Raw genomic sequence first — 19,470 nt, forward strand, 5'->3', positions numbered from 1 at the left:
TCTAAAAACCGGACATATCGGTTACATCATGCCTGCTGGGCGTGCGCCCGCAGAACAGTGAACGGCATTCGGCTTGCGGTCCGCTTGCCGGACGGTTGACCAAGGATTGTCGGTGCCGCCGCCTACAGTGGGACAGGTGAGGCCGGTAACAGATTTGCAGCGCAAGGCGGCTCCTTTCAAGGTCGTCACGGACATGACCCCGTCGGGCGACCAGCCCGCCGCGATCGCCGAGCTGGAGCGGCGTGTGAGGGCGGGTGAGAAGGACAACGTCCTGCTGGGCGCGACGGGCACGGGCAAGACCGCCACGGTCGCCTGGCTGATCGAGCGGCTCCAGCGCCCCACCCTGGTCATGCAGCCCAACAAGACGCTCGCCGCGCAGTTCGCCAACGAACTGCGGGAGATGATGCCGCACAACGCGGTCGAGTACTTCGTCTCCTACTACGACTACTACCAGCCCGAGGCGTACGTCCCGCAGAGCGATACCTACATCGAGAAGGACTCGTCGATCAACGACGAGGTCGAGCGGCTGCGCCACTCGGCGACCAACTCGCTGCTGACCCGCCGCGACGTGATCGTGGTCGCCTCGGTCTCCTGCATCTACGGCCTGGGCACCCCCCAGGAGTACGTCGACCGGATGACCCCGCTCCGGGTCGGCATGGAGGTCGAGCGCGACGCGCTGCTGCGCCGCCTGGTCGACATGCAGTACACCCGCAACGACCTGGCCTTCACCCGGGGCACGTTCCGGGTGCGCGGCGACACCATCGAGATCATCCCGAAGTACGAGGAGCTCGCCGTCCGGATCGAGATGTTCGGCGACGAGATCGAGAAGCTCTCCACCATGCACCCGCTGACCGGCGAGGTGATCTCCGAGGACGACGAGCTCTTCATCTTCCCCGCCTCCCACTACGTCGCCGGCCCCGAGCGCATGGCCACCGCGGTCCGGGGCATCGAGGCGGAGCTGGCCGGGCGGCTGGAGGCGCTGGAGCGGCAGGGAAAGCTCCTGGAGGCCCAGCGGCTGCGCATGCGCACCACCTACGACCTGGAGATGATGCAGCAGATCGGCACCTGCTCCGGCATCGAGAACTACTCCCGGCACATGGACGGCCGGGCCCCGGGCAGCGCGCCCAACACCCTGCTCGACTACTTCCCCGAGGACTTCCTGCTGGTCCTGGACGAGTCGCACCAGACCGTCCCGCAGATCGGCGCGATGTACGAAGGGGACGCCTCACGCAAGCGCACCCTGGTCGACCACGGCTTCCGGCTGCCCTCGGCGCTGGACAACCGCCCGCTGAAGTGGGAGGAGTTCCTGGAGCGGATCGGCCAGACCGTCTACCTGTCGGCCACCCCGGGACCGTACGAACTGGGCAGGGCGAAGGGCGAGGTGGTCGAGCAGGTCATCCGGCCGACCGGCCTGGTGGACCCCGAGGTCGTCGTCAAGCCGACGACGTCGCAGATCGACGACCTGGTCCACGAGATCCGCGTCCGCACCGAGAAGGACGAGCGCGTCCTGGTCACCACGCTGACCAAGAAGATGTCCGAGGACCTCACCGACTACCTGCTGGAGCTCGGCATCCGGGTCCGCTACCTGCACAGCGAGGTCGACACCCTGCGCCGCATCGAGCTCCTGCGCGAGCTGCGGCTGGGCGAGTTCGACGTGCTGGTCGGCATCAACCTGCTCCGCGAGGGCCTGGACCTGCCCGAGGTGTCGCTGGTGGCGATCCTCGACGCCGACAAGGAGGGCTTCCTGCGCTCGGAGACCTCGCTCATCCAGACCATCGGCCGCGCCGCCCGCAACGTCTCCGGCCAGGTCCACATGTACGCCGACCGGATCACCCCGTCCATGGAGCGGGCGATCGAGGAGACCAACCGGCGCCGGGCCAAGCAGATGGCCTACAACGAGGCGCACGGCATCGACCCGCAGCCGCTCCGCAAGAAGATCGCCGACATCCTCGACTCGCTCAACCGCGAGGACGCCGACACCGCCCAGCTCCTCGGCGGCGGGCGCCAGCAGTCCCGCGGCAAGGCGCCGGTCCCGGGCTTCGGCAGCAGGCAGGCGGGCCGGCACGCCCAGGCGATCGCGGGGGAGCTGCCCCGGGCCCAGCTGGAGGAGCTGGTCGCCTCGCTCACCGAGCAGATGCACCAGGCCGCCGCCGACCTGCAGTTCGAGGTCGCGGCCAGGCTCCGCGACGAGATCAAGGAACTCAAGCGCGAGGTCCGCGACATGCGCGAGGCCGGGGTCTCCTGAGCGCCGGGGGCCGTCACGCGGGTGAGGACCTCACCCGCGTGACAGCCCCGGCGGGCACGGCTCAGCCGTGGATGAACGTGCTCAGGTCGAGATCGATGTCCACGTCGAAGCCGATGTTCGTCCGTAGTCGCTCCCGATGGATCCCGGTGGGGACGTACGCCTTCACCGCCGGTTCCAGTTCGAAGGTGTAGGCGACAGGCCGCTCGTCCTCCTGCTCGATCCGCCAGAGATGCTTGATTCCGGCGTCCGAGTACTTGCTCGGCTTGGTGTTCCGATCTCTCTCGACGGATTCGGGGGAGACCACTTCGACGACGAGATGCACGTCCTCGGGCTTGAAGGAGGTCGTGAGGAGATTCGTCATCGCGCTCTTCTTGACAAGAACGACATCAGGCTCGGGACGTTGCCGCATTCCGATGGTCACCGTCATCTCCCGCGCGACCATGAGGTCCGAGGGAGGCCTGATCCCGCGTTCCCTGTCGATCAGCAGATTGATGACCAGCATGTGGAACGCTGTCTGCGGTGACATCATGATGAGTGCTCCGTCGATCAACTCGACGTGCCGGGGCGCGTCGGCGGGGAGATGGTCGAGCATGTCGGCCGTCCATCCGCCGGGCGGGCCCGGATAGAACCACTCGGGAAGCGCCGTGGTCATCCTGCCTCCTTGGTGACGTGAAAGAGGATCAACGCGACGTGCTCATCATGTCACAGCGGGCGACCGGTCAGCGGGGCTCCTCCGGGCGGGCCCGGTCGATCATCGTGCGGTTGTAGAGCTCGTCGATCTGGTCCAGCGGATCGAGGACGGGGGCCTGGCGGCGGGCCTCGATCTCCAGGTCGGTGCGGCTCCGGATCTCCTCGATGCCGCTGGCGGAGTGCGCCATCTGGTCGTTGAGCAGGTCGGCGCGGATGCGGGCGCAGGCCGTGGTCAGCTTGGCGTGGTGCTCGCGCAGGCGGGCCAGTGCGGCGTGGTCGACGTAGGCGGACACGCGGCTCTGCTGGGCGTACATGCCCAGCTGGGCGTCGAGCTGCCGGGCGTGCGACTCGATCTCGGCCACCAGGTGGGGCAGGTCGCCCAGACCCCAGCCGCCCTGCGTCGCGTGCTCCACCGCCTGGCGGGTGATCGAGACCTCGCGGCGCAGGTCCAGGCGCATGCGCTCGGCCTCGCCGGCGTCGCCGGGATCCATCGCGGCCACGTGGGAGACGACCCGGGTCGTCACCTTGCGGGCCTTCTTCGTCGCCTTCTTGCCGACCTTGACCAGCAGGTAGACGCCGGCGCCTCCGAGGATGAGGAGGAACAACAGGACCACCAGGGCGATGGTGAGGAATGCGCTGATCGGAACCACCTCCCGGTGGGATCGTCGGGGTCGTTCGAGCATATCCCGCATGCCCGGCTGCACGCGGCTTCTGAAGATCAGCCGGGGCGCACCCCGCCGCGGCCCGGCGCACGGCGGCGGCGCCGTGCCCTCCGGAGCAGCCGCCAGGCGAGCAGGACCGGCACGGCCACCACGATGAGGACGAGGACCGGCAGGAAGACCGCGATCAGGCTGATGCCGAGGGACCCGGCGTCCTCGACCGTGCTCACGACCGGTGCGCCCACCCCGGCGGTGGAGGCGTTGACCGCGGGCCGGACGGCCGACTTCATCACGTGCACCGCCAGGGCGATCCCGATGCCCAGCACCCAGCCGGCCCAGGGATTCGCGCTCATCCAGTCGGAGCCGTCGAGCCGGGCCGCGGCCTCGGTGGCGCTGAACACCACCCCGCCGGAGACCGGCCGCACCACCGTCTGGACCATGTCGTTGACGCTGTCGACCACCGGGACCTTGTCGAGCACGACCTCGGCCAGGAACAGCACGCCGATGACCGCCAGCACCCCGCCGTTCGACAGCCAGGCGAACTCCTCGGGCAGCCGAACATGGTCGGTGAAGTCGGCCAGCAGGCCGACGACGAGCAGCGGGATGTAGGCGTTCAGCCCGGCCGCCGTGGAAAGGCCCAGACCGGTCAGCGCCGCGAGCATCGCACCTCCGTCATCGCTCCTGTGCACCCTCCAACGTTTCCGGGCCGGGAATGGATCCCGGCAGGCGCAGAGTCTCGCGGAGCCGCGGCGGCCGCCAGCCCCCGCCCGGGGTGTACTCCCGGACGACCCGGGCCGGGACGCCCGCGATGACGCTGTGGTCGGGGAACGCGCCGCGGACCACCGCGCCGCCCGCGACCACGCACTGGCGGCCGATCCGGGTGCCCGGCAGGATGATCGCGCCGGTGCCCAGCCAGGAGCCCGCGCCGATGGAGACCGGGGTGTTGCGCGGCCACTGGCGGCCGATGGGCGTCTCAGGATCGTCGTAGACGTGGTTCTGGTCGGTGATGTACACGTACGGGCCGGTGAACACGTGGTCGCCGATCTCGATCGACTGGTGGCCCACGATGTGGCTGCCCCGGCCGATCGAGCAGCTGCCGCCGATCCGCACGATCGCCTCCGGGCCCAGGTCCACCCCCGGGCCCATGCCCGCGGAGATGGACACGCGCTCGCCGACGAGGGTGTGCGCGCCGATCTCGATCCAGGCCTCACCGAAGATCGCTCCGACCGGGAACGCGATGCAGACGCCCTCGCCGAGACGGCGGAAGCGGTAGCCGGCCGGGTTGGCCGGGCTGACCGTGCCGGCCGCGCGGATCGCATTCCAGCCACGGTGGATGAGGGTCCCGGCGGCGCGCCGTACCACGTCTCGAAGCGACATGAGAGGCAAATTACCGCTTGGTCACTTGCGGGCGGAACAGGGGAGGGCCCGCGCGGGCGCTCCGGGAGCGGGCTTTGATATTCTGAGAGCCCGTGGACCTGTAGGCCTCCCAAGAGGGTGCGCCGACTGATCTGTCACGACCACGGGAGACTCCTTGCGCAGCGCCGCACACACCAAGCACCTGTTCGTCACCGGAGGTGTCGCCTCCAGTCTGGGGAAAGGGCTGACGGCATCCAGCCTGGGGCGCCTCCTCAAGCTGCGCGGCCTCCGGGTCACGATGCAGAAGCTCGACCCCTACCTCAACGTCGACCCCGGGACGATGAACCCGTTCCAGCACGGTGAGGTCTTCGTCACCGACGACGGGGCCGAGACCGACCTCGACGTCGGCCACTACGAGCGGTTCCTCGACACCGAGCTGCACGGCTCGGCGAACGTGACCACCGGCCAGGTCTACTCCAACGTGATCGCCAAGGAGCGCCGCGGCGAGTACCTCGGCGACACCGTCCAGGTCATCCCGCACATCACCAACGAGATCAAGGACCGGATCCGGTCCATGGCCGGCCCCGACGTCGACGTGGTCATCACCGAGGTCGGCGGCACCGTCGGCGACATCGAGTCGCTGCCCTTCCTGGAGGCCGTCCGCCAGGTCCGCCACGAGGTCGGCCGCGACAACGTGTTCTTCCTGCACGTCTCGCTGCTGCCGTACATCGGGCCGAGCGGGGAGCTGAAGACCAAGCCGACCCAGCACTCGGTCGCCGCGCTGCGCAGCATCGGCATCCAGCCCGACGCGATCGTGCTCCGCTCCGACCGGCCGGTCAGCACCTCGATCAAGCGCAAGATCAGCCTCATGTGCGACGTCGACGAGGACGCCGTGGTCTCCGCGGTCGACGCGGCGAGCATCTACGACATCCCCAAGGTGCTGCACTCCGAGGGCCTGGACGCCTACGTCGTGCGCCGCCTCGGCCTGCCCTTCCGCGACGTGGTGTGGAAGGAGTGGGAGCAGCTCCTGCGCCGGGTGCACCACCCGGCCAAGGAGGTCACCATCGCGCTCGTCGGCAAGTACATCGACCTGCCCGACGCCTACCTGTCGGTGACCGAGGCGCTGCGCGCCGGCGGCTTCGCCAACGACGCCCGGGTCAACATCCGCTGGGTCAAGAGCGACGACTGCGAGACCCCCGAGGGCGCCGAGCGCGAGCTCGACGGCGTCGACGGCGTGCTCATCCCCGGCGGGTTCGGCGTGCGCGGCATCGAGGGCAAGCTCGGCGCGGTCCGCCACGCCCGCGAGAACCGCGTCCCGCTGCTCGGCATCTGCCTGGGCATGCAGTGCATGGTCATCGAGGCCGCCCGCACCCTGGCCGGCATCGAGGACGCCGGCAGCACCGAGTTCGACCCCGAGACCGCCCACCCGGTCATCTCCACCATGGCCGACCAGGAGGACGTCGTCGCCGGCGAGCGCGACATGGGCGGCACCATGCGCCTGGGCCTCTACCCCGCCAAGCTCGCCGAGGGCTCGCTGGCCCGCCAGCTGTACGGCAAGGCCAAGGTGGACGAGCGCCACCGGCACCGCTACGAGGTCAGCAACACCTACCGCGAGCGGTTGGAGAAGGTCGGCCTGGTCTTCTCCGGGCTCTCGCCCGACGGCCGCCTGGTGGAGTACGCCGAGCTCCCGACCGACGTGCACCCGTTCTTCATCGGCACCCAGGCCCACCCGGAGTTCCGCTCCCGGCCGACCCGCGCGCACCCGCTGTTCAAGGGCCTGATCGGCGCGGCCCTCGTCTACGCCGACGGCCGCGGCACCGTGGCCAGGGCGGGGCGCGGCAAGTGAGCGGCCTGGGGTTCGGGGACGTCGAGGACGTCCCGGAGGAATGGAAGGTCGTCTCCACCGCCCGGCGCTTCAGCGCCCGGGTCATCACCGGCGTGACCGACGCCGTCGTCATGCCCGACGGGGAGGTGGTCGACCGCGACTACGTCGTGCACCCCGGGTCGGTGGCCGTGGTCGCGCTGGACGACCAGGGGCGGGTGCTGCTGCTGCGCCAGTACCGCCACCCCGCCCGGCGCCTGCTGTGGGAGCTGCCCGCCGGACTGCGGGACGTCGAGGGCGAGCCCCTGCACGTCGGGGCCGCCCGCGAGCTGGCCGAGGAGGCGGGATACCGGGCCGGGACCTGGCACACCCTCGTCGACACCTTCGTCTCGCCGGGGATGTCGGACGAGCGGACCCGGATCTTCCTGGCCCGGGACGTGAGCCCGATCCCTGACGGGGAGCTGGACTTCGTCCGCAGGCATGAGGAGGCCGACATGCCGGTGGTCTGGGTCCCGCTGGCCGACGCGGTCCGGCGCGCCCTGGCAGGAATGATCCACAATTCCCAGGCCGTGACCGGTATCCTCGCCGCATACGCCGCCTCGGCGGACGGCTTCGCCTCACTGCGGCCCGCCGACGCGCCGGAGGCATGACGGGAGGACACCCTGAGCGAGACGGAGGCCGTGCTCTCCAGCTACCTCGTCCACCTGGCGGTGGAGCGGGGCCTGGCCGCCAACACCCTGGCCTCCTACCGCCGTGACCTCCTGCGTTATGTGGGCCATCTGAAGAGCCGCGGCCGCGTCACCTTCGGCGAGGTCGCCGAGGCCGACGTGGCGGCGTTCCTGACCGCGCTGAGCGAGGGCGACGCCGAGCACCGCGCCCTCGCCGCCGGCTCGGCGGCGCGGGCCGTCTCCGCGGTGCGGGGCCTGCACCGCTTCGCGCTGCGCGAGGGCGTCTCCGGGCACGACCCCGCCGACCGCGTCCGGCCGCCGCGCCGGCTGCGGCCCCGGCCCCGGGCGATGGACGTGGGGGAGGTGGAGCGGCTGATCGCCGCCGCCGGCCCCGACGGAGCCCCGCTCACCCTGCGCAACCGGGCCCTGTTGGAACTGCTGTACGGCACCGGCGCGCGGATCTCCGAGGCCGTGGGCCTGACCGTGGACGACGTCGACCTGGTTCGGCGGGCCCCGCAGGTCAGGCTCTGCGGCAAGGGCGGGCGGACGCGCGCGGTGCCGCTCGGCCGCCCCGGCCGGGACGCGGTGGAGGCCTACCTCGCCGCGGCCCGGCCGGGCATCGCCGCCCACGGCCGGGGCGACCGGAGCCTCTTCCTCAACGCCCGCGGCGGCGGGCTCACCCGGCAGGGCGCCTGGGAGGTCCTGCAGGCCGCCGCCGAGCGGGCCGGACTGGCCGGGGTCTCGCCGCACGTGCTGCGGCACTCGTTCGCCGCCCATCTGCTGGACGGGGGCGCCGACGCCGGGACGGTGCAGGAGCTGCTGGGGCGTGCCCCGGCGGCCGCCCGGGTGCGCGCGCTGATCGCGGCGGACCGGTTGCGGGAGGTGTACGCCGCCGCGCACCCGCGCGCGCGGTGAGGGCGCATGGGGCCGGGCGGGCGGCCGGGAACGGGACGGGAGGCGCGTAGTAGTGCGACGGGCCGCGCCTCCTGAGATACTGTCTCGAGTGTCGCCGCGGCCGCGGTGGCGCACTCAGCGGGAACCGGCTCCCCCATCCCGGGTGGGGGCAGGGCATCATCAAGGTCCGAGCCGTGACCTGTCAAGGCGGACGCGGGAAAGGCCTGGACTTTTCAGCCCAGGGGGTTCATGCCATAGTGTCCGTCCGGACGGTCCGGTCCGAGGCCGTCAGGGAGGTTCGACTGGTGACTGCGACCACCGACGGTTCCATCCGGGCGACGCCCGGAACCCCCGAGAACCCTTGGGGTGACACCAAGACCGCCGGGGCTCCCCGCGTGGGGGGAGTGCTCGGCCCGACCGGGCGTCCCCGGCCGGTGTTCCCCGACCCACGCCCGCGGACGGTCCACGGACCGGCCCGCGTCGTCGCCATGGTCAACCAGAAGGGCGGCGTCGGCAAGACCACCACCACCATCAATCTCGGCGCGGCCCTGGCCGAGGCCGGGTTGAAGGTGCTGCTGGTCGACTTCGACCCGCAGGGCGCCCTGTCCGTGGGCCTGGGGATCAACCCCCTCCAACTGGACCTGACGGTCTACAACCTCCTGATGGACCGCCAGGTCACCGCCGAGGACGTGCTGCTGGAGACCGGTGTCGAGGGCATGGACCTGCTGCCCAGCAACATCGACCTGTCCGCGGCCGAGGTCCAGCTCGTCACGGAGGTCGCCCGCGAGCAGGTGCTCGGCCGGGTGATCAAACCGCTGCTGCCCGAGTACGACGTGTGCCTGATCGACTGCCAGCCCTCCCTGGGCCTGCTCACGATCAACGCGCTGGCCTGCGCGCACGGCGTCATGGTGCCGCTGGAGTGCGAGTTCTTCGCGCTGCGCGGCGTCGCGCTGCTGATGGACACCATCATGAAGGTCCAGGAGCGCATCAACGAGGACCTGGTGATCGAGGGCCTGCTCGCCACGATGTACGACGCGCGGACCCTGCACGGCCGCGAGGTGCTGGCGCGGGTGGTCGAGGCGTTCGACGACAAGGTCTACCACACGGTGATCAACCGGACGGTCCGCTTCCCCGACGCGACCGTGGCCGGTGAGCCCATCACCAGTTTCGACTCCTCCTCGCTCGGCGCGAGCGCCTACCGCGAGCTGGCCAGGGAGGTCCTCGCCCGCTGGGACGCGACCGAGGGTTGAGAGGGAGCGCTGAGCCGGGTCCGGGGTGCGGACGGTACGGGCCGGTGACGCGGAGCGGTGCGGGACAATGGCCCGATGACCGAGCAGCCGCAGACCGGCGGGGACGACGGCGCCTTCAGGGTGCACCTGGAGGTCTTCGAGGGCCCCTTCGACCTGCTGCTCGGCCTGATCTCCAAGCACAAGCTCGACATCACCGAGGTCTCGCTCAGCACGGTCACCGATGAGTTCATCGCCTACATCCGGGCCAGGGGGCCGGAGTGGGACCTGGACCAGACGAGCCACTTCCTGCTCGTCGCCGCGACCCTGCTCGACCTCAAGGCCGCCCGGCTGCTGCCCTCGGGCGAGGTGGACGACGAGGAGGACCTCGCCCTGCTGGAGGCCCGCGACCTGCTGTTCGCCCGCCTCCTGCAGTACCGCGCCTACAAGGAGGTCGCGAAGGTGCTCTCCCGGCGGCTGGCCGAGGAGGCGCTGCGCTTCCCGCGGACCGTGCCGATGGAGGCCCGGTTCGCGGGTCTGCTGCCCGAGCTGGTCCTCGGCATCGGCCCCGACCGGCTGGCCGAGATCGCCCGGCGGGCCTTCGCGCCCAAGACCCCGCCGTCGGTCTCGGTGGCCCACATCTACCAACCGCTCGCCAACGTCAGGGAACAGGCGGTTATCCTTGTCGAGCGGTTGCGACGGCTGCGCCGGGCGACCTTCCGGGCGCTCACCTCCGACTGCGCCGGCACCTTCGAGGTCGTGGCGCGGTTCCTGGCCGTCCTGGAGCTCTTCCGGGAGGCGGCGGTCTCCTTCGAGCAGCTGGAGCCCCTCGGGGAGCTGTACGTGACCTGGACGGGCAGCGACGAGGGGGACGTCGCCGTGGCCGACGATTACGACGACCGGACGAGGAAAGAGCCCGCCGATGGCTGACGCGCCGCACGGACCCGCTCTGCGCACCGCGCTGGAGGCGATCCTGCTCGTGGTCGACGAGCCGGTGGCCGAGGTGACCCTCGCGCAGGTGCTGGAACGCCCCGTCCCGGAGGTCTCCGCCGTACTCCGCGAGCTGTCGGCGGAATACACGGAGGCGGGCCGGGGTTTCGACCTGAGAGAGGTCGCGGGCGGCTGGCGGTTCTACACGCGGGCCGAGTGCGCCTCCGTGGTGGAGCGGTTCGTCCGCGACGGCCAGCAGACGCGGCTCACCCAGGCCGCGCTGGAGACCCTGGCCGTGGTCGCCTACCGGCAGCCCGTGAGCCGGGCGCGGGTGGCGGCGATCCGGGGCGTCAGCAGCGACGGCGTCATGCGCACCCTGGTGACCAGGGGGCTGGTCGAAGAGGCCGGCACCGAACCGGAGAGCCAGGCCGTGCTCTACCGGACGACTTCGTACTTCCTCGAGCGGATGGGCCTGCGGGATCTCGACGAGCTCCCCGAGCTGGCCCCCTTCCTGCCCGACGACGTGGAAACCCTAGAGGAGAAACAGCAGTGAACAACAGGCGTGGTACCCCGTCCGGTGAGGGACGCGGTCAGAGCCGTGGCGGCGCCCCGCGCGGCGGTTCCCGTGGGGGCACACCCCGGGGCGGGTCGTCCTCCGGCGGTTTCCGGGCGGGCCGGGGCGGGTTCCGTTCGGAGGCTCCCCGTCGTGACGACCGGCAGGGGTTCGAGTCCCGTGAGCAGCGGGGCGGGTTCCGTTCCGAGGCTCCGCGCGGGGAGGCGCGGGGCGGGTTCGGTGCCGATCGGGGCGGTTCGCGCAGCCGGTACGGCAGGACCGGTGAGGGTGAGCGGGGCGGGTTCCGTTCGGAGGCTCCGCGTCGGGAGGACCGGCAGGGGTTCGAGTCCCGTGAGCAGCGGGGCGGGTTCCGTTCCGAGGCTCCGCGCGGGGAGGCGCGGGGCGGGTTCGGTGCCGATCGGGGCGGTTCGCGCAGCCGGTACGGCAGGCCCGGTGAGGGTGAGCGGGGCGGGTTCCGTTCGGAGGCTCCGCGTCGGGAGGACCGGCAGGGGTTCGAGTCCCGTGAGCAGCGGGGCGGGTTCCGTTCCGAGGCTCCGCGCGGGGAGGCGCGGGGCGGGTTCCGCTCGGGGTGGCGCGATGAGCGTGAGGCTCCGCGTCGTGACGACCGGGGCGGACCCGGGCGCCGTGACGACCGTGAGGACCGTCGTTCCGGGGCTCCCCGCAGGGACGATCGGGGCGGTTCGCGCGGCGGGTCCGGCAGGCCCGGCCGGCGGGACGAGGTCCAGACGATCGGCGGGTTCCGGGCCGACCGGGGCGGCCGGGGCCGTCCCTCCCAGGGGCGTCCCGCGCAGGGCGGCCGTACCGTCCCCGGCCGCGCCCCCGCGCCCAAGGCCGGGCGCAGGCCCGGCACGATCGAGAACGACCGGTTCAAGACCGCCCGCCAGCCCAGGCGGGACTCGGACTTCTACGACCGCGACTACGTCGACGAGCGCGACACCACCGAGGTCCCGGGCGGGGTCCGGCTGCAGAAGGTGCTCGCCCAGGCCGGGGTGGCCAGCCGCCGCGCCTGCGAGGAGCTGATCGGCGACGGCCGGGTGACGGTCGACGGCCAGGTGGTCCGCCGCTTCGGCGCCCGCGTCGACCCGGCCAGGCAGGTCATCCACGTCGACGGCAAGCGGCTGCCGACCATGCCGGACCTGGTCTACTTCGCGATCAACAAGCCCATCGGCGTCGTCAGCACCATGTCGGACCCGGAGGGCCGCCCGTCGCTCGCCGACTACGTGGCCGACCGCACCGAGCGCCTGTTCCACGTGGGCCGGCTCGACACCGAGACGGAGGGCCTGATCATCCTCACCAACGACGGCGAGCTGGCCAACCGCCTCACCCACCCCAGCTACGGCGTGCAGAAGAAGTACTGGGCCAAGGTCCCCGGCCGCATCAAGCCCGATCTCGCCCGCCGCCTGAAGAAGGGCATCGAGCTGGAGGACGGCATCGCCAAGGCCGACTCCTTCGCCCTGGTCCAGGAGCACGGGCAGCAGGCCCTGGTCGAGATCGTCCTGCACGAGGGGCGCAAGCACATCGTCCGGCGCATGCTGGAGGAGGTCGGGCACCCGGTCATCGACCTGGCCCGGATCGAGTTCGGCCCGGTCAAGCTGGGCCGGCTCAAGCCGGGCACGGTCCGCACGCTCACCGTCAAGGAGGTCGGCGAACTGTACGCCGCCGTCGGACTGTAACCTTCCTGAATACACACGTTCGGGACACGCCGGATCGCCAGGGGCGATCCGGCGTGAACAGTACGGAGGAACGACGATGGTGCGGGCGATCCGCGGTGCGATCCAGGTCGAGGGCAACGACCGGGACGCCATCCTGTCCGGGGTCACCGAACTGGTCACGGAGGTGATGGAGCGCAACGCGCTCACCACCGACGACGTGATCAGCGTGATCTTCACGGCGACGCCCGACCTGACCGCGGAGTTCCCCGCGCTCGCGGCACGCAAGCTCGGCTTCCACGACGTGCCGCTCATCTGCGCCTCCGAGATCGACGTCCCGGGGGCGCTGCCGCACGTCGTGCGGCTGATGGCCCACGTGGAGACCGACCGGCCCCGCCAGGAGATCCAGCACGTCTACCTGCGTGGCGCGGTGGCGCTGCGGGTCGACATCGCTCAATGATTCCCCCATGCGGCACCATCTCCGAGGAGGGCAGATGAGCGGTCCGGAGTCCGTCCTCGTCGTCGGCACGGGTCTGGTCGGCACCTCGGTCGCGCTGGCCCTGCGGGAGCACGGCGTGACCGTCTACCTGACCGACCGGGACCCGGCGGCCCTGCGGCTGGCCAGGGAACTCGGCGCGGGCGTCGAGTGGAGCCCCGGGCGGCCCGCGGACCTGGACCCGGGCGTCGCCTGGCACCCGGGCCGGCCGGTGGACCTGGCGGTCATCGCCGTCCCGCCGCAGCTGGTCGCCGAGCAGCTCGCGCGACTCCAGCAGGCGGGGGCCGCGCGGTTCTACACCGACGTGGCCAGCGTCAAGGCCCTGCCGATCCGCCGGGCCCGGGAGCTCGGCTGCGACCTGTCCTCCTACGCCGCCGGACACCCCCTGGCGGGGCGGGAGCGCTCCGGGCCCGCCGCGGCCCGGGCCGACCTGTTCCTCGGCCGCCCGTGGGCGCTGTGCCCGGTGGAGGAGACCTCGCCCGACGCGCTGGAGGTGCTGCGCGGGCTGATCAAACTCTGCGGTGGCGAGGCCGTCGAGGTGGACGCCGTCCAGCACGACAGGGCCGTGGCGCTCGTCTCGCACGCGCCGCACGTGGCCTCCGCCGCGGTCGCCGCGCGGCTCGCCGACGCCCCCGCCACCGCGCTCGGCCTGGCCGGGCAGGGGGTCCGCGACGTCACGCGCATCGCGGCGAGCGATCCGGGCCTGTGGACCGGGATCCTGTCGGGCAACGCGCTGCCGGTGGCGGACGTCCTGGAGGCGGTGGCGGCCGACCTGGCCGCCGCGGCGGCCTCCCTGCGGGCCTGCGCCTCGCGGGACGGTGCGGGCGAGACCGCTGCGGGCGAGACCGCCGCGGAGGCGATGGGCGCGGTCACCGACCTGCTCCACCGCGGCGTCGCCGGCACCGGCCGGATCCCCGGCAAGCACGGCGGCCCCGCGCGCACCTACGCGACCGTCCAGGTCATCATCGGCGACCGCCCGGGCGAGCTGGCCCGGCTGTTCCAGGTGGCCGAGGCGGCCGGCGTCAACATCGAGGACGTCCGCCTGGAGCACGCTCCGGGCCTGCCGCTGGGCGCCGCCGACCTGTTCGTGCAGCCCGAGGCGGCGGACGCGCTCTCGGAGGCGCTGCGCGCCCACGGCTGGCACCTGCCCTGATCTCCGCGGTCCGCCGTCCGCGAGCCGGCACCTGCGCTGATCTCCGCGGTCCGCCGTCCGCGAGACCGGACCGCGGAGCGCGCCCGGCGCCGCCGAAGGCCCGAGGCGCCGTCCGCCCGGCGGTGCCGGGCGCGCGGGGTGCGCCGGATACGGCGCCGCCTTGATGCGTGGTTGCCTCCCCGCTCCCGGTAACCTCGTACGGACAACTCAAGCGGGCGGTACGCCGCCCCGTCGGCGCCGAGGCCGAAGGCCGGGCGCACGCGGGGCGTCCACGAGCGGAGCGAGCCAGAGATGAACACGGTGACCGGGCTGGTCGTCGCCATGGACGGGCCTTCGGGGTCGGGCAAGTCGAGCGCGTCGCGCGGGGTCGCGCGGGCACTGGGACTGCGGTATCTCGACACCGGGGCGATGTACCGGGCGATCACCTGGTGGATGCTCCGGCAGGGGGTGGACCTGGCCGACCCCGCGGCGATCGCGGCCAGGGCGCTCGATCCGGTCCTCGCGATGGGGACCGACCCCGACGCGCCGTCGGTGGCCGTGGACGGCGCCGACGCCGCCGCGCCCATCCGCACGGCCGAGGTCACCGCCGCCGTCTCCGCGGTCAGCGCCGTTCCCGAGGTGCGGCGCCGGCTCGTCGCCGAGCAGCGGGAGATCATCGGCGAGGGCGGCATCGTGGTCGAGGGCCGCGACATCGGCACCGTGGTGGCGCCGGAGGCCCCGGTCAAGGTCTACCTGACCGCGAGCGCGGACGCCCGGGCGGCCCGCCGTACGGCCGAGCTGGCCGGGACCACGGTGGAGGCGCAGAAGGCCGCGATGGCCCGGCGCGACACCCTGGACTCGACGCGCGCGACCGACCCGCTGGCGATGGCGTCCGACGCCGTCGAACTGGACACCACGGCGCTGAACCTCGAAGAGGTCATCGCCGAGGTACTGCGTTTGATCAAGGAAAAAGTGTGACGGAACACGACGAAGACCGCGGCTGGATCGACGCCGAGCTCGCCGATCTGGGTACCGACGACAGCTCGCGGGAAGAGGCGCCGGACTCCGGCCCGCTCCCGGTGGTGGCCGTGGTGGGCCGCCCCAACGTGGGCAAGTCCACGCTGGTCAACCGGATCATCGGCCGCCGCGAGGCGGTCGTGGAGGACGTGCCCGGGGTGACCCGCGACCGGGTGACGTACGAGGCCACCTGGCGCGGGCGCCGGTTCACGGTGGTCGACACCGGCGGGTGGGACCCGGACGCGACCGGCATGGCCCTGCGGATCGCCGAGCAGGCGCAGATCGCGGCCGAGCTGGCCGACGTCATCCTGTTCGTGGTGGACGCCACGGTCGGGGTGACCGACTCCGACGAGATCGTCGGCCACGTGCTGCGCGGCTCCGGCAAGCCGGTCATCCTGGCCGCGAACAAGGTCGACAACCAGCAGATGGAGCTGGAGGCCGCCGCGCTGTGGTCGCTGGGCCTGGGCGAGCCCCAGCCGGTCTCCGCCCTGCACGGCCGCTCCAGCGGCGACCTGCTCGACGTGGTGCTCGACAGGCTGCCCGAGACGCCTCCGCAGCGCTTCGGCGCCGAGCGGGGCCCGCGCCGGGTCGCGCTGCTGGGCAAGCCCAACGTGGGCAAGTCCTCGCTGCTCAACCAGCTCGCGGGGGAGGAGCGCGTGCTCGTCGACCCGATGGCCGGCACCACGCGCGACCCGGTCGACGAGCTGATCCGGCTGGGCGGGAGGACCTGGCGCTTCGTGGACACCGCCGGCATCCGCCGCCGCGACCGCGAGCTCAAGGGCGCCGACTTCTACGCCAGCATGCGCACCAGGAGCGCCCTGGAGCGCTCGGAGATCGCGATCGTGCTCATCGACGCGAGCGAGGTGCTGACCGAGCAGGACCTGCGGATCATCTCGCTGGTGATCGAGTCCGGCCGGGCCATGGTCGTGGCGTTCAACAAGTGGGACCTGCTCGACGAGGACCGCCGCTACTACCTGGAGAAGGAGATCGACCGGCAGCTCGTCCGCGTGCCGTGGGCGCTGCGGGTGAACATCTCCGCCAAGACCGGCTGGCACGTCGACCGGCTCGTCCCGGCCATCGAGAAGGCGCTGGACTCCTGGTCCACCCGCGTCCCGACGGCCCGCCTCAACGCCTTCCTGTCCGACCTGGTGGCGGCCACCCCGCCGCCGGTGCGCGGCGGCAAGCAGCCCAAGATCCTCTTCGCCACGCAGGCGGCGACCGAACCGCCGAAGTTCGTGCTGTTCACCTCGGGCTTCCTGGAGGAGACCTACCGGCGCTTCATCGAGCGCCGGATCCGCGAGGAGTTCGGGTTCGCCGGTTCCCCCATCGACGTCACGATGCGGATCCGCGAGAAGAAGCAGGCGCAGAAGAAGAAGTAGCGTCCGGCACCCCGCACCGTACGGCCCGGCCTCCCGCCGGGCCGTACGGCGTTCCGGGCCCGGCCTCGTTCGGTGGGGCGGACGGTCTTCCGGGCCCGGCCTCGTCCGGCGGGGAGGACGAGGCCGCGTACGCGGGAGGTCCTCCGGCGGTCGCCGTCGGCCCGTGCCGGTCGGGGACGCCCGTCAGGGGGCGTCCGCGGGGCGGCGCGGCAGGAACAGCGCGGCCGCCACGCCCAGCGCGCACAGGACCGCGGTGAGCAGGAAGATCTCGCTGTACTCGGTGTGCAGGGCGGCCTTCACCGCCGCCTCGTACGCGGCGAGCCGCTCGGCGTAGACGTCGGCTTCCACCCCGAACGGGAGCGGCGTGTCCAGGTCGGCGGTGAGCGACTGGAACCGGTGGAAGCCCCAGGCGGACAGGCCCGCCACGCCCAGCAGCATGCCCATCATGCGCGCCACGACCACCGCCGCCGACGCCACGCCGTGCCGGTCGGACGGTACGGCGCGCAGCACCGCCGAGGAGACCGGCGCGATCACCACGCCGAGCCCCAGACCCGCCGTGATCAGGTCGGCGTCCATCCGGTGCCCGGCGGCGGCCAGGTCGAGCGGCCACTGGCCGATCCGGACGTAGCCGACCGCGGCGACCGCCAGCCCGAGCGCCGCGACGGGGCGCTCGCCGTACCGGCGGGCCATGACCCCGCCGAGCAGGGCGGCCAAGGAGAGCGCGACCAGGAAGCGGGAGAGCACCAGGGCGCCGTCCAGGGTGTCCAGCCCGAGCAGCGTCTGCGCCGACAACTGCACGTCCACGAGGGTGACCAGCAGCGCGGCGCCGGCCAGGAAGCTGACGGCGAGGGTGGCGAAGAACGGGCCGCGCGCCACCCCGGTCAGGTCGATCACCCGGGTGCGGGCGCGCGTCTCCCACACGGCGAACGCGGCTCCCGCCGCGGCTCCGGCGATGATCGCCGGTGCTCCCCACGGGGGCAGTACGGACGTGCTCGGGTCGGGGTTGTAGAGGCCGGCGACGAGCAGGCCGAGGCAGAGGGCCAGCAGCAGCCCGCCGACCAGGTCGACGCGCACGGCCGGGGCCGCGGTCGGGGCGGTGCCGGGGGCGGCGGGGTCCGCCCGCCGGGGCCGCGGCACCGAGCGCTGCACGGCGACCGCGGCGACGGCCACCAGGGGGAGGTTGAGCCAGAAGATCGAGCGCCAGCCGCCGAGCGGGACGGCCCCGAGGTGCAGGGAGGCCGGGACCAGGGCGGCCAGGCCCGCGCCGTACAGGGGGCCGAGGACGCTGCCGAGCTCCTGGGCCGCGCCGACCGCGCCGAGCGCCGGCGGGCGTCCCCGCTCGTCCCACAGGTCGCCGACCAGCGCCATGGTGATGGGCAGCAGGGCGCCGCCCGCGACGCCCTGGAGCGTGCGCCCGGCGACCAGCCAGGGCACCGTGTCGCCGAGCGCGGTGACGACCGAGCCGATCGCGAAGCCCGCCAGGCACAGCTGGATCAGCGGGCGCCTGCCGTACCGGTCGGAGAGCTGGCCGAGGAGCGGCATGGCCGCGACGTAGCCGAGCAGGAAGCCGGTGACGATCGGGGTGGCCCGCTCCAGGTGGTTGAGGGGGACGTCGACGTCCTTGGCGATGTCCACGAGGACGGTGACCACCACGTAGGCGTCCAGCGCGGCGAGCAGCACCGCGGTGCCGCCGACGCCCAGGGCGACGCGCCGCCGGGCGGCCCTGCCGTCGCGGGAGGCGCCGGGGGAGGGGGCGGCGTCGTCGGAGGAGCTGCGGGAGGAACCGGAGGGGGCACCGCCGGGAGCGGTGCCGGGGGCGTCGCCGTCGGGATCGGGGAGGGGCGGGGAGGCCACGGCCGTCACTCCGCCGGCGCGGTCACCTGGACCGGCGCGTCGTAGTCGGCGAAGGTGACGGTGACCTTGCCCTCGGTCATCGGCAGGTCGGCCTTGAGGAGGCGGCCGGTGGCCTTGTCGATCCAGAGGGTGCCCTCCACGCTCTGCGCGACCCCCGGCACCATCGCGGCGAGGATCTGCTGGGAGAGCGTGGCCGAGAGCCGGTAGGCGTCGGCGCCGCCCAGCTTCTCCTCCGCCTGGGTCTTCGGGTCCAGCGCGTTGGACAGGAGCCGGACGACCCCCCGTTCGGGGTCGAGGATGGCGGACGGGTCGTAGACGGCGGCCAGCTCGCTGCGCGACATCTTCTGGAAGCCGCCGGTGACGCCCTTGAAGTGCACGGTGTCCCCGGCCAGCACGAAGCTGATCTCCTGGAGGCTGCCGGCGAAGTCGAGCTGGATCGTGCCGTCGGCGTCGCCGGTGGCGCTGAGGCGGCCGGCGGCCTTCTTGACCTGGAGCCGCGGCGCGTTCTCGGCCTCCATCGTGAAGGAGGCCGAGGTGACGGTCCGCATCGCCTCCGCGGACCTCTTGACCAGCTCAGGACCGCCGGGCAGGGCGGTTCCGGCATCGGCACCGCCGCTGCAGGCGGTGACCAGGGAGAAGAGCGCGGTGATCAGCGCGGCGACGAAGATCCGGCGAGCAGACATGGCCGGATCGTAGCGACCGCCCGGTCGCGGGTGGGATCCCGGCCGGTATCGGTTTCGCTTCACCGGCGTCCGCGGCGTTCCCGCAGGGCCGTCCGGAGTGCGCGGCCGCGGTGTTCCCGCAGGGCCGTCCGGAGCGCGCGGTCGTGGGTTCGGCGCCGTCGGGAGTGCGCGGTCGTGGGTTCGGCGCCGGGCGGCG

Annotated in this window: 18 protein-coding genes; 12 read left to right on the forward strand and 6 right to left on the reverse strand. The window is 72.7% G+C overall.

Features of this window, described 5'->3' with window-relative positions:
- Positions 1 to 136 precede the first annotated feature (136 nt).
- On the forward strand, positions 137 to 2,245 hold the full coding sequence (gene uvrB / locus HS045_RS25355) for an excinuclease ABC subunit UvrB (RefSeq protein ID WP_196453984.1): 2,109 nt from the start codon (positions 137 to 139) through the stop codon (positions 2,243 to 2,245).
- Between the two features lie 61 nt (positions 2,246 to 2,306).
- Here the strand turns inward: uvrB and HS045_RS25360 are convergent, their stop codons facing one another.
- The 4 genes from HS045_RS25360 to HS045_RS25375 all read right to left on the reverse strand — a co-directional run bounded on the left by HS045_RS25360 (position 2,307) and on the right by HS045_RS25375 (position 4,971).
- A complete protein-coding gene (locus HS045_RS25360; protein ID WP_196453985.1) occupies positions 2,307 to 2,897 on the reverse strand; it encodes a Uma2 family endonuclease in 591 nt (196 codons plus the stop codon).
- Between the two features lie 67 nt (positions 2,898 to 2,964).
- A complete protein-coding gene (locus tag HS045_RS25365) occupies positions 2,965 to 3,585 on the reverse strand; it encodes a hypothetical protein (RefSeq protein ID WP_307827707.1) in 621 nt (206 codons plus the stop codon).
- A gap of 68 nt (positions 3,586 to 3,653) precedes the next feature.
- On the reverse strand, positions 3,654 to 4,256 hold the full coding sequence (locus HS045_RS25370) for a DUF4126 domain-containing protein (protein WP_196453987.1): 603 nt from the start codon (positions 4,254 to 4,256) through the stop codon (positions 3,654 to 3,656).
- 10 nt (positions 4,257 to 4,266) lie between these two features.
- Positions 4,267 to 4,971: an acyltransferase gene (locus HS045_RS25375; RefSeq protein ID WP_196453988.1), complete on the reverse strand. Its 705-nt coding sequence runs from the start codon at positions 4,969 to 4,971 to the stop codon at positions 4,267 to 4,269.
- Positions 4,972 to 5,125: 154 nt separating this feature from the next.
- On the opposite strand from HS045_RS25375, the gene HS045_RS25380 reads away from it, so the two are divergent.
- The 11 genes from HS045_RS25380 (at position 5,126) to der (ending at position 16,737) form a co-directional block, all read left to right on the forward strand.
- Positions 5,126 to 6,796: a CTP synthase gene (locus HS045_RS25380; protein ID WP_196453989.1), complete on the forward strand. Its 1,671-nt coding sequence runs from the start codon at positions 5,126 to 5,128 to the stop codon at positions 6,794 to 6,796.
- Complete coding sequence (locus HS045_RS25385) at positions 6,793 to 7,422, forward strand: NUDIX hydrolase (protein WP_196453990.1); 630 nt, start codon at positions 6,793 to 6,795, stop codon at positions 7,420 to 7,422. The genes HS045_RS25380 and HS045_RS25385 overlap by 4 nt, the downstream gene beginning before the upstream one ends.
- Positions 7,423 to 7,452: 30 nt before the next feature.
- Positions 7,453 to 8,355: a tyrosine recombinase gene (locus HS045_RS25390; protein ID WP_307827708.1), complete on the forward strand. Its 903-nt coding sequence runs from the start codon at positions 7,453 to 7,455 to the stop codon at positions 8,353 to 8,355.
- A 284-nt stretch (positions 8,356 to 8,639) separates the two neighbouring features.
- Positions 8,640 to 9,584 (forward strand): ParA family protein, encoded by a 945-nt coding sequence (locus HS045_RS25395; protein WP_196453991.1) that lies wholly within the window; start codon positions 8,640 to 8,642, stop codon positions 9,582 to 9,584.
- Positions 9,585 to 9,659: 75 nt separating this feature from the next.
- Positions 9,660 to 10,490: a ScpA family protein gene (locus tag HS045_RS25400; protein ID WP_196453992.1), complete on the forward strand. Its 831-nt coding sequence runs from the start codon at positions 9,660 to 9,662 to the stop codon at positions 10,488 to 10,490.
- A complete protein-coding gene (gene scpB, locus HS045_RS25405) occupies positions 10,483 to 11,043 on the forward strand; it encodes an SMC-Scp complex subunit ScpB (RefSeq protein WP_196453993.1) in 561 nt (186 codons plus the stop codon). The genes HS045_RS25400 and scpB overlap by 8 nt, the downstream gene beginning before the upstream one ends.
- Positions 11,040 to 12,737, forward strand: coding sequence for a pseudouridine synthase (locus HS045_RS36265; protein WP_196453994.1), 1,698 nt, complete (start codon positions 11,040 to 11,042; stop codon positions 12,735 to 12,737). The genes scpB and HS045_RS36265 overlap by 4 nt, the downstream gene beginning before the upstream one ends.
- Positions 12,738 to 12,813: 76 nt before the next feature.
- Positions 12,814 to 13,173 carry a chorismate mutase gene (gene aroH, locus HS045_RS25415; RefSeq protein ID WP_068894078.1) on the forward strand — a complete coding sequence of 120 codons (360 nt, stop codon included), beginning with the start codon at positions 12,814 to 12,816 and terminating at the stop codon, positions 13,171 to 13,173.
- 34 nt (positions 13,174 to 13,207) lie between these two features.
- Positions 13,208 to 14,362, forward strand: coding sequence for a prephenate dehydrogenase (locus HS045_RS25420; RefSeq protein ID WP_196453995.1), 1,155 nt, complete (start codon positions 13,208 to 13,210; stop codon positions 14,360 to 14,362).
- A gap of 291 nt (positions 14,363 to 14,653) precedes the next feature.
- A complete protein-coding gene (gene cmk, locus HS045_RS25425) occupies positions 14,654 to 15,319 on the forward strand; it encodes a (d)CMP kinase (RefSeq protein WP_196453996.1) in 666 nt (221 codons plus the stop codon).
- Positions 15,316 to 16,737 (forward strand): ribosome biogenesis GTPase Der, encoded by a 1,422-nt coding sequence (gene der / locus HS045_RS25430; protein WP_196453997.1) that lies wholly within the window; start codon positions 15,316 to 15,318, stop codon positions 16,735 to 16,737. Before cmk ends, der begins: the two co-directional genes overlap by 4 nt.
- Positions 16,738 to 16,920: 183 nt before the next feature.
- Here der and HS045_RS25435 read toward each other — a convergent pair whose 3' ends face one another.
- Both HS045_RS25435 and HS045_RS25440 read right to left on the reverse strand, forming a co-directional pair.
- The gene (locus HS045_RS25435) at positions 16,921 to 18,591 is read right to left on the reverse strand and encodes an MFS transporter (protein ID WP_196453998.1); all 1,671 of its coding nucleotides are present in this window, start codon (positions 18,589 to 18,591) and stop codon (positions 16,921 to 16,923) included.
- A gap of 5 nt (positions 18,592 to 18,596) precedes the next feature.
- Positions 18,597 to 19,274, reverse strand: coding sequence for an LppX_LprAFG lipoprotein (locus HS045_RS25440; protein WP_196453999.1), 678 nt, complete (start codon positions 19,272 to 19,274; stop codon positions 18,597 to 18,599).
- Positions 19,275 to 19,470 lie beyond the last annotated feature (196 nt).

Source organism: Planomonospora sp. ID82291 (genome assembly GCF_015711645.1).
Taxonomy (GTDB): domain Bacteria; phylum Actinomycetota; class Actinomycetes; order Streptosporangiales; family Streptosporangiaceae; genus Planomonospora.

Bases quoted from the DNA above. Each gene is read 5' to 3' on its own strand.
- HS045_RS25360 (WP_196453985.1), bottom strand. From the start codon at position 2,897: ATGACCACGGCGCTTCCCGAGTGGTTCTATCCGGGCCCGCCCGGCGGA.
- HS045_RS25370 (WP_196453987.1), bottom strand. From the start codon at position 4,256: ATGCTCGCGGCGCTGACCGGTCTGGGCCTTTCCACGGCGGCCGGGCTG.
- HS045_RS25375 (WP_196453988.1), bottom strand. From the start codon at position 4,971: ATGTCGCTTCGAGACGTGGTACGGCGCGCCGCCGGGACCCTCATCCAC.
- HS045_RS25400 (WP_196453992.1), top strand. From the start codon at position 9,660: ATGACCGAGCAGCCGCAGACCGGCGGGGACGACGGCGCCTTCAGGGTG.
- scpB (WP_196453993.1), top strand. From the start codon at position 10,483: ATGGCTGACGCGCCGCACGGACCCGCTCTGCGCACCGCGCTGGAGGCG.
- aroH (WP_068894078.1), top strand. From the start codon at position 12,814: ATGGTGCGGGCGATCCGCGGTGCGATCCAGGTCGAGGGCAACGACCGG.
- HS045_RS25420 (WP_196453995.1), top strand. From the start codon at position 13,208: ATGAGCGGTCCGGAGTCCGTCCTCGTCGTCGGCACGGGTCTGGTCGGC.
- cmk (WP_196453996.1), top strand. From the start codon at position 14,654: ATGAACACGGTGACCGGGCTGGTCGTCGCCATGGACGGGCCTTCGGGG.
- HS045_RS25440 (WP_196453999.1), bottom strand. From the start codon at position 19,274: ATGTCTGCTCGCCGGATCTTCGTCGCCGCGCTGATCACCGCGCTCTTC.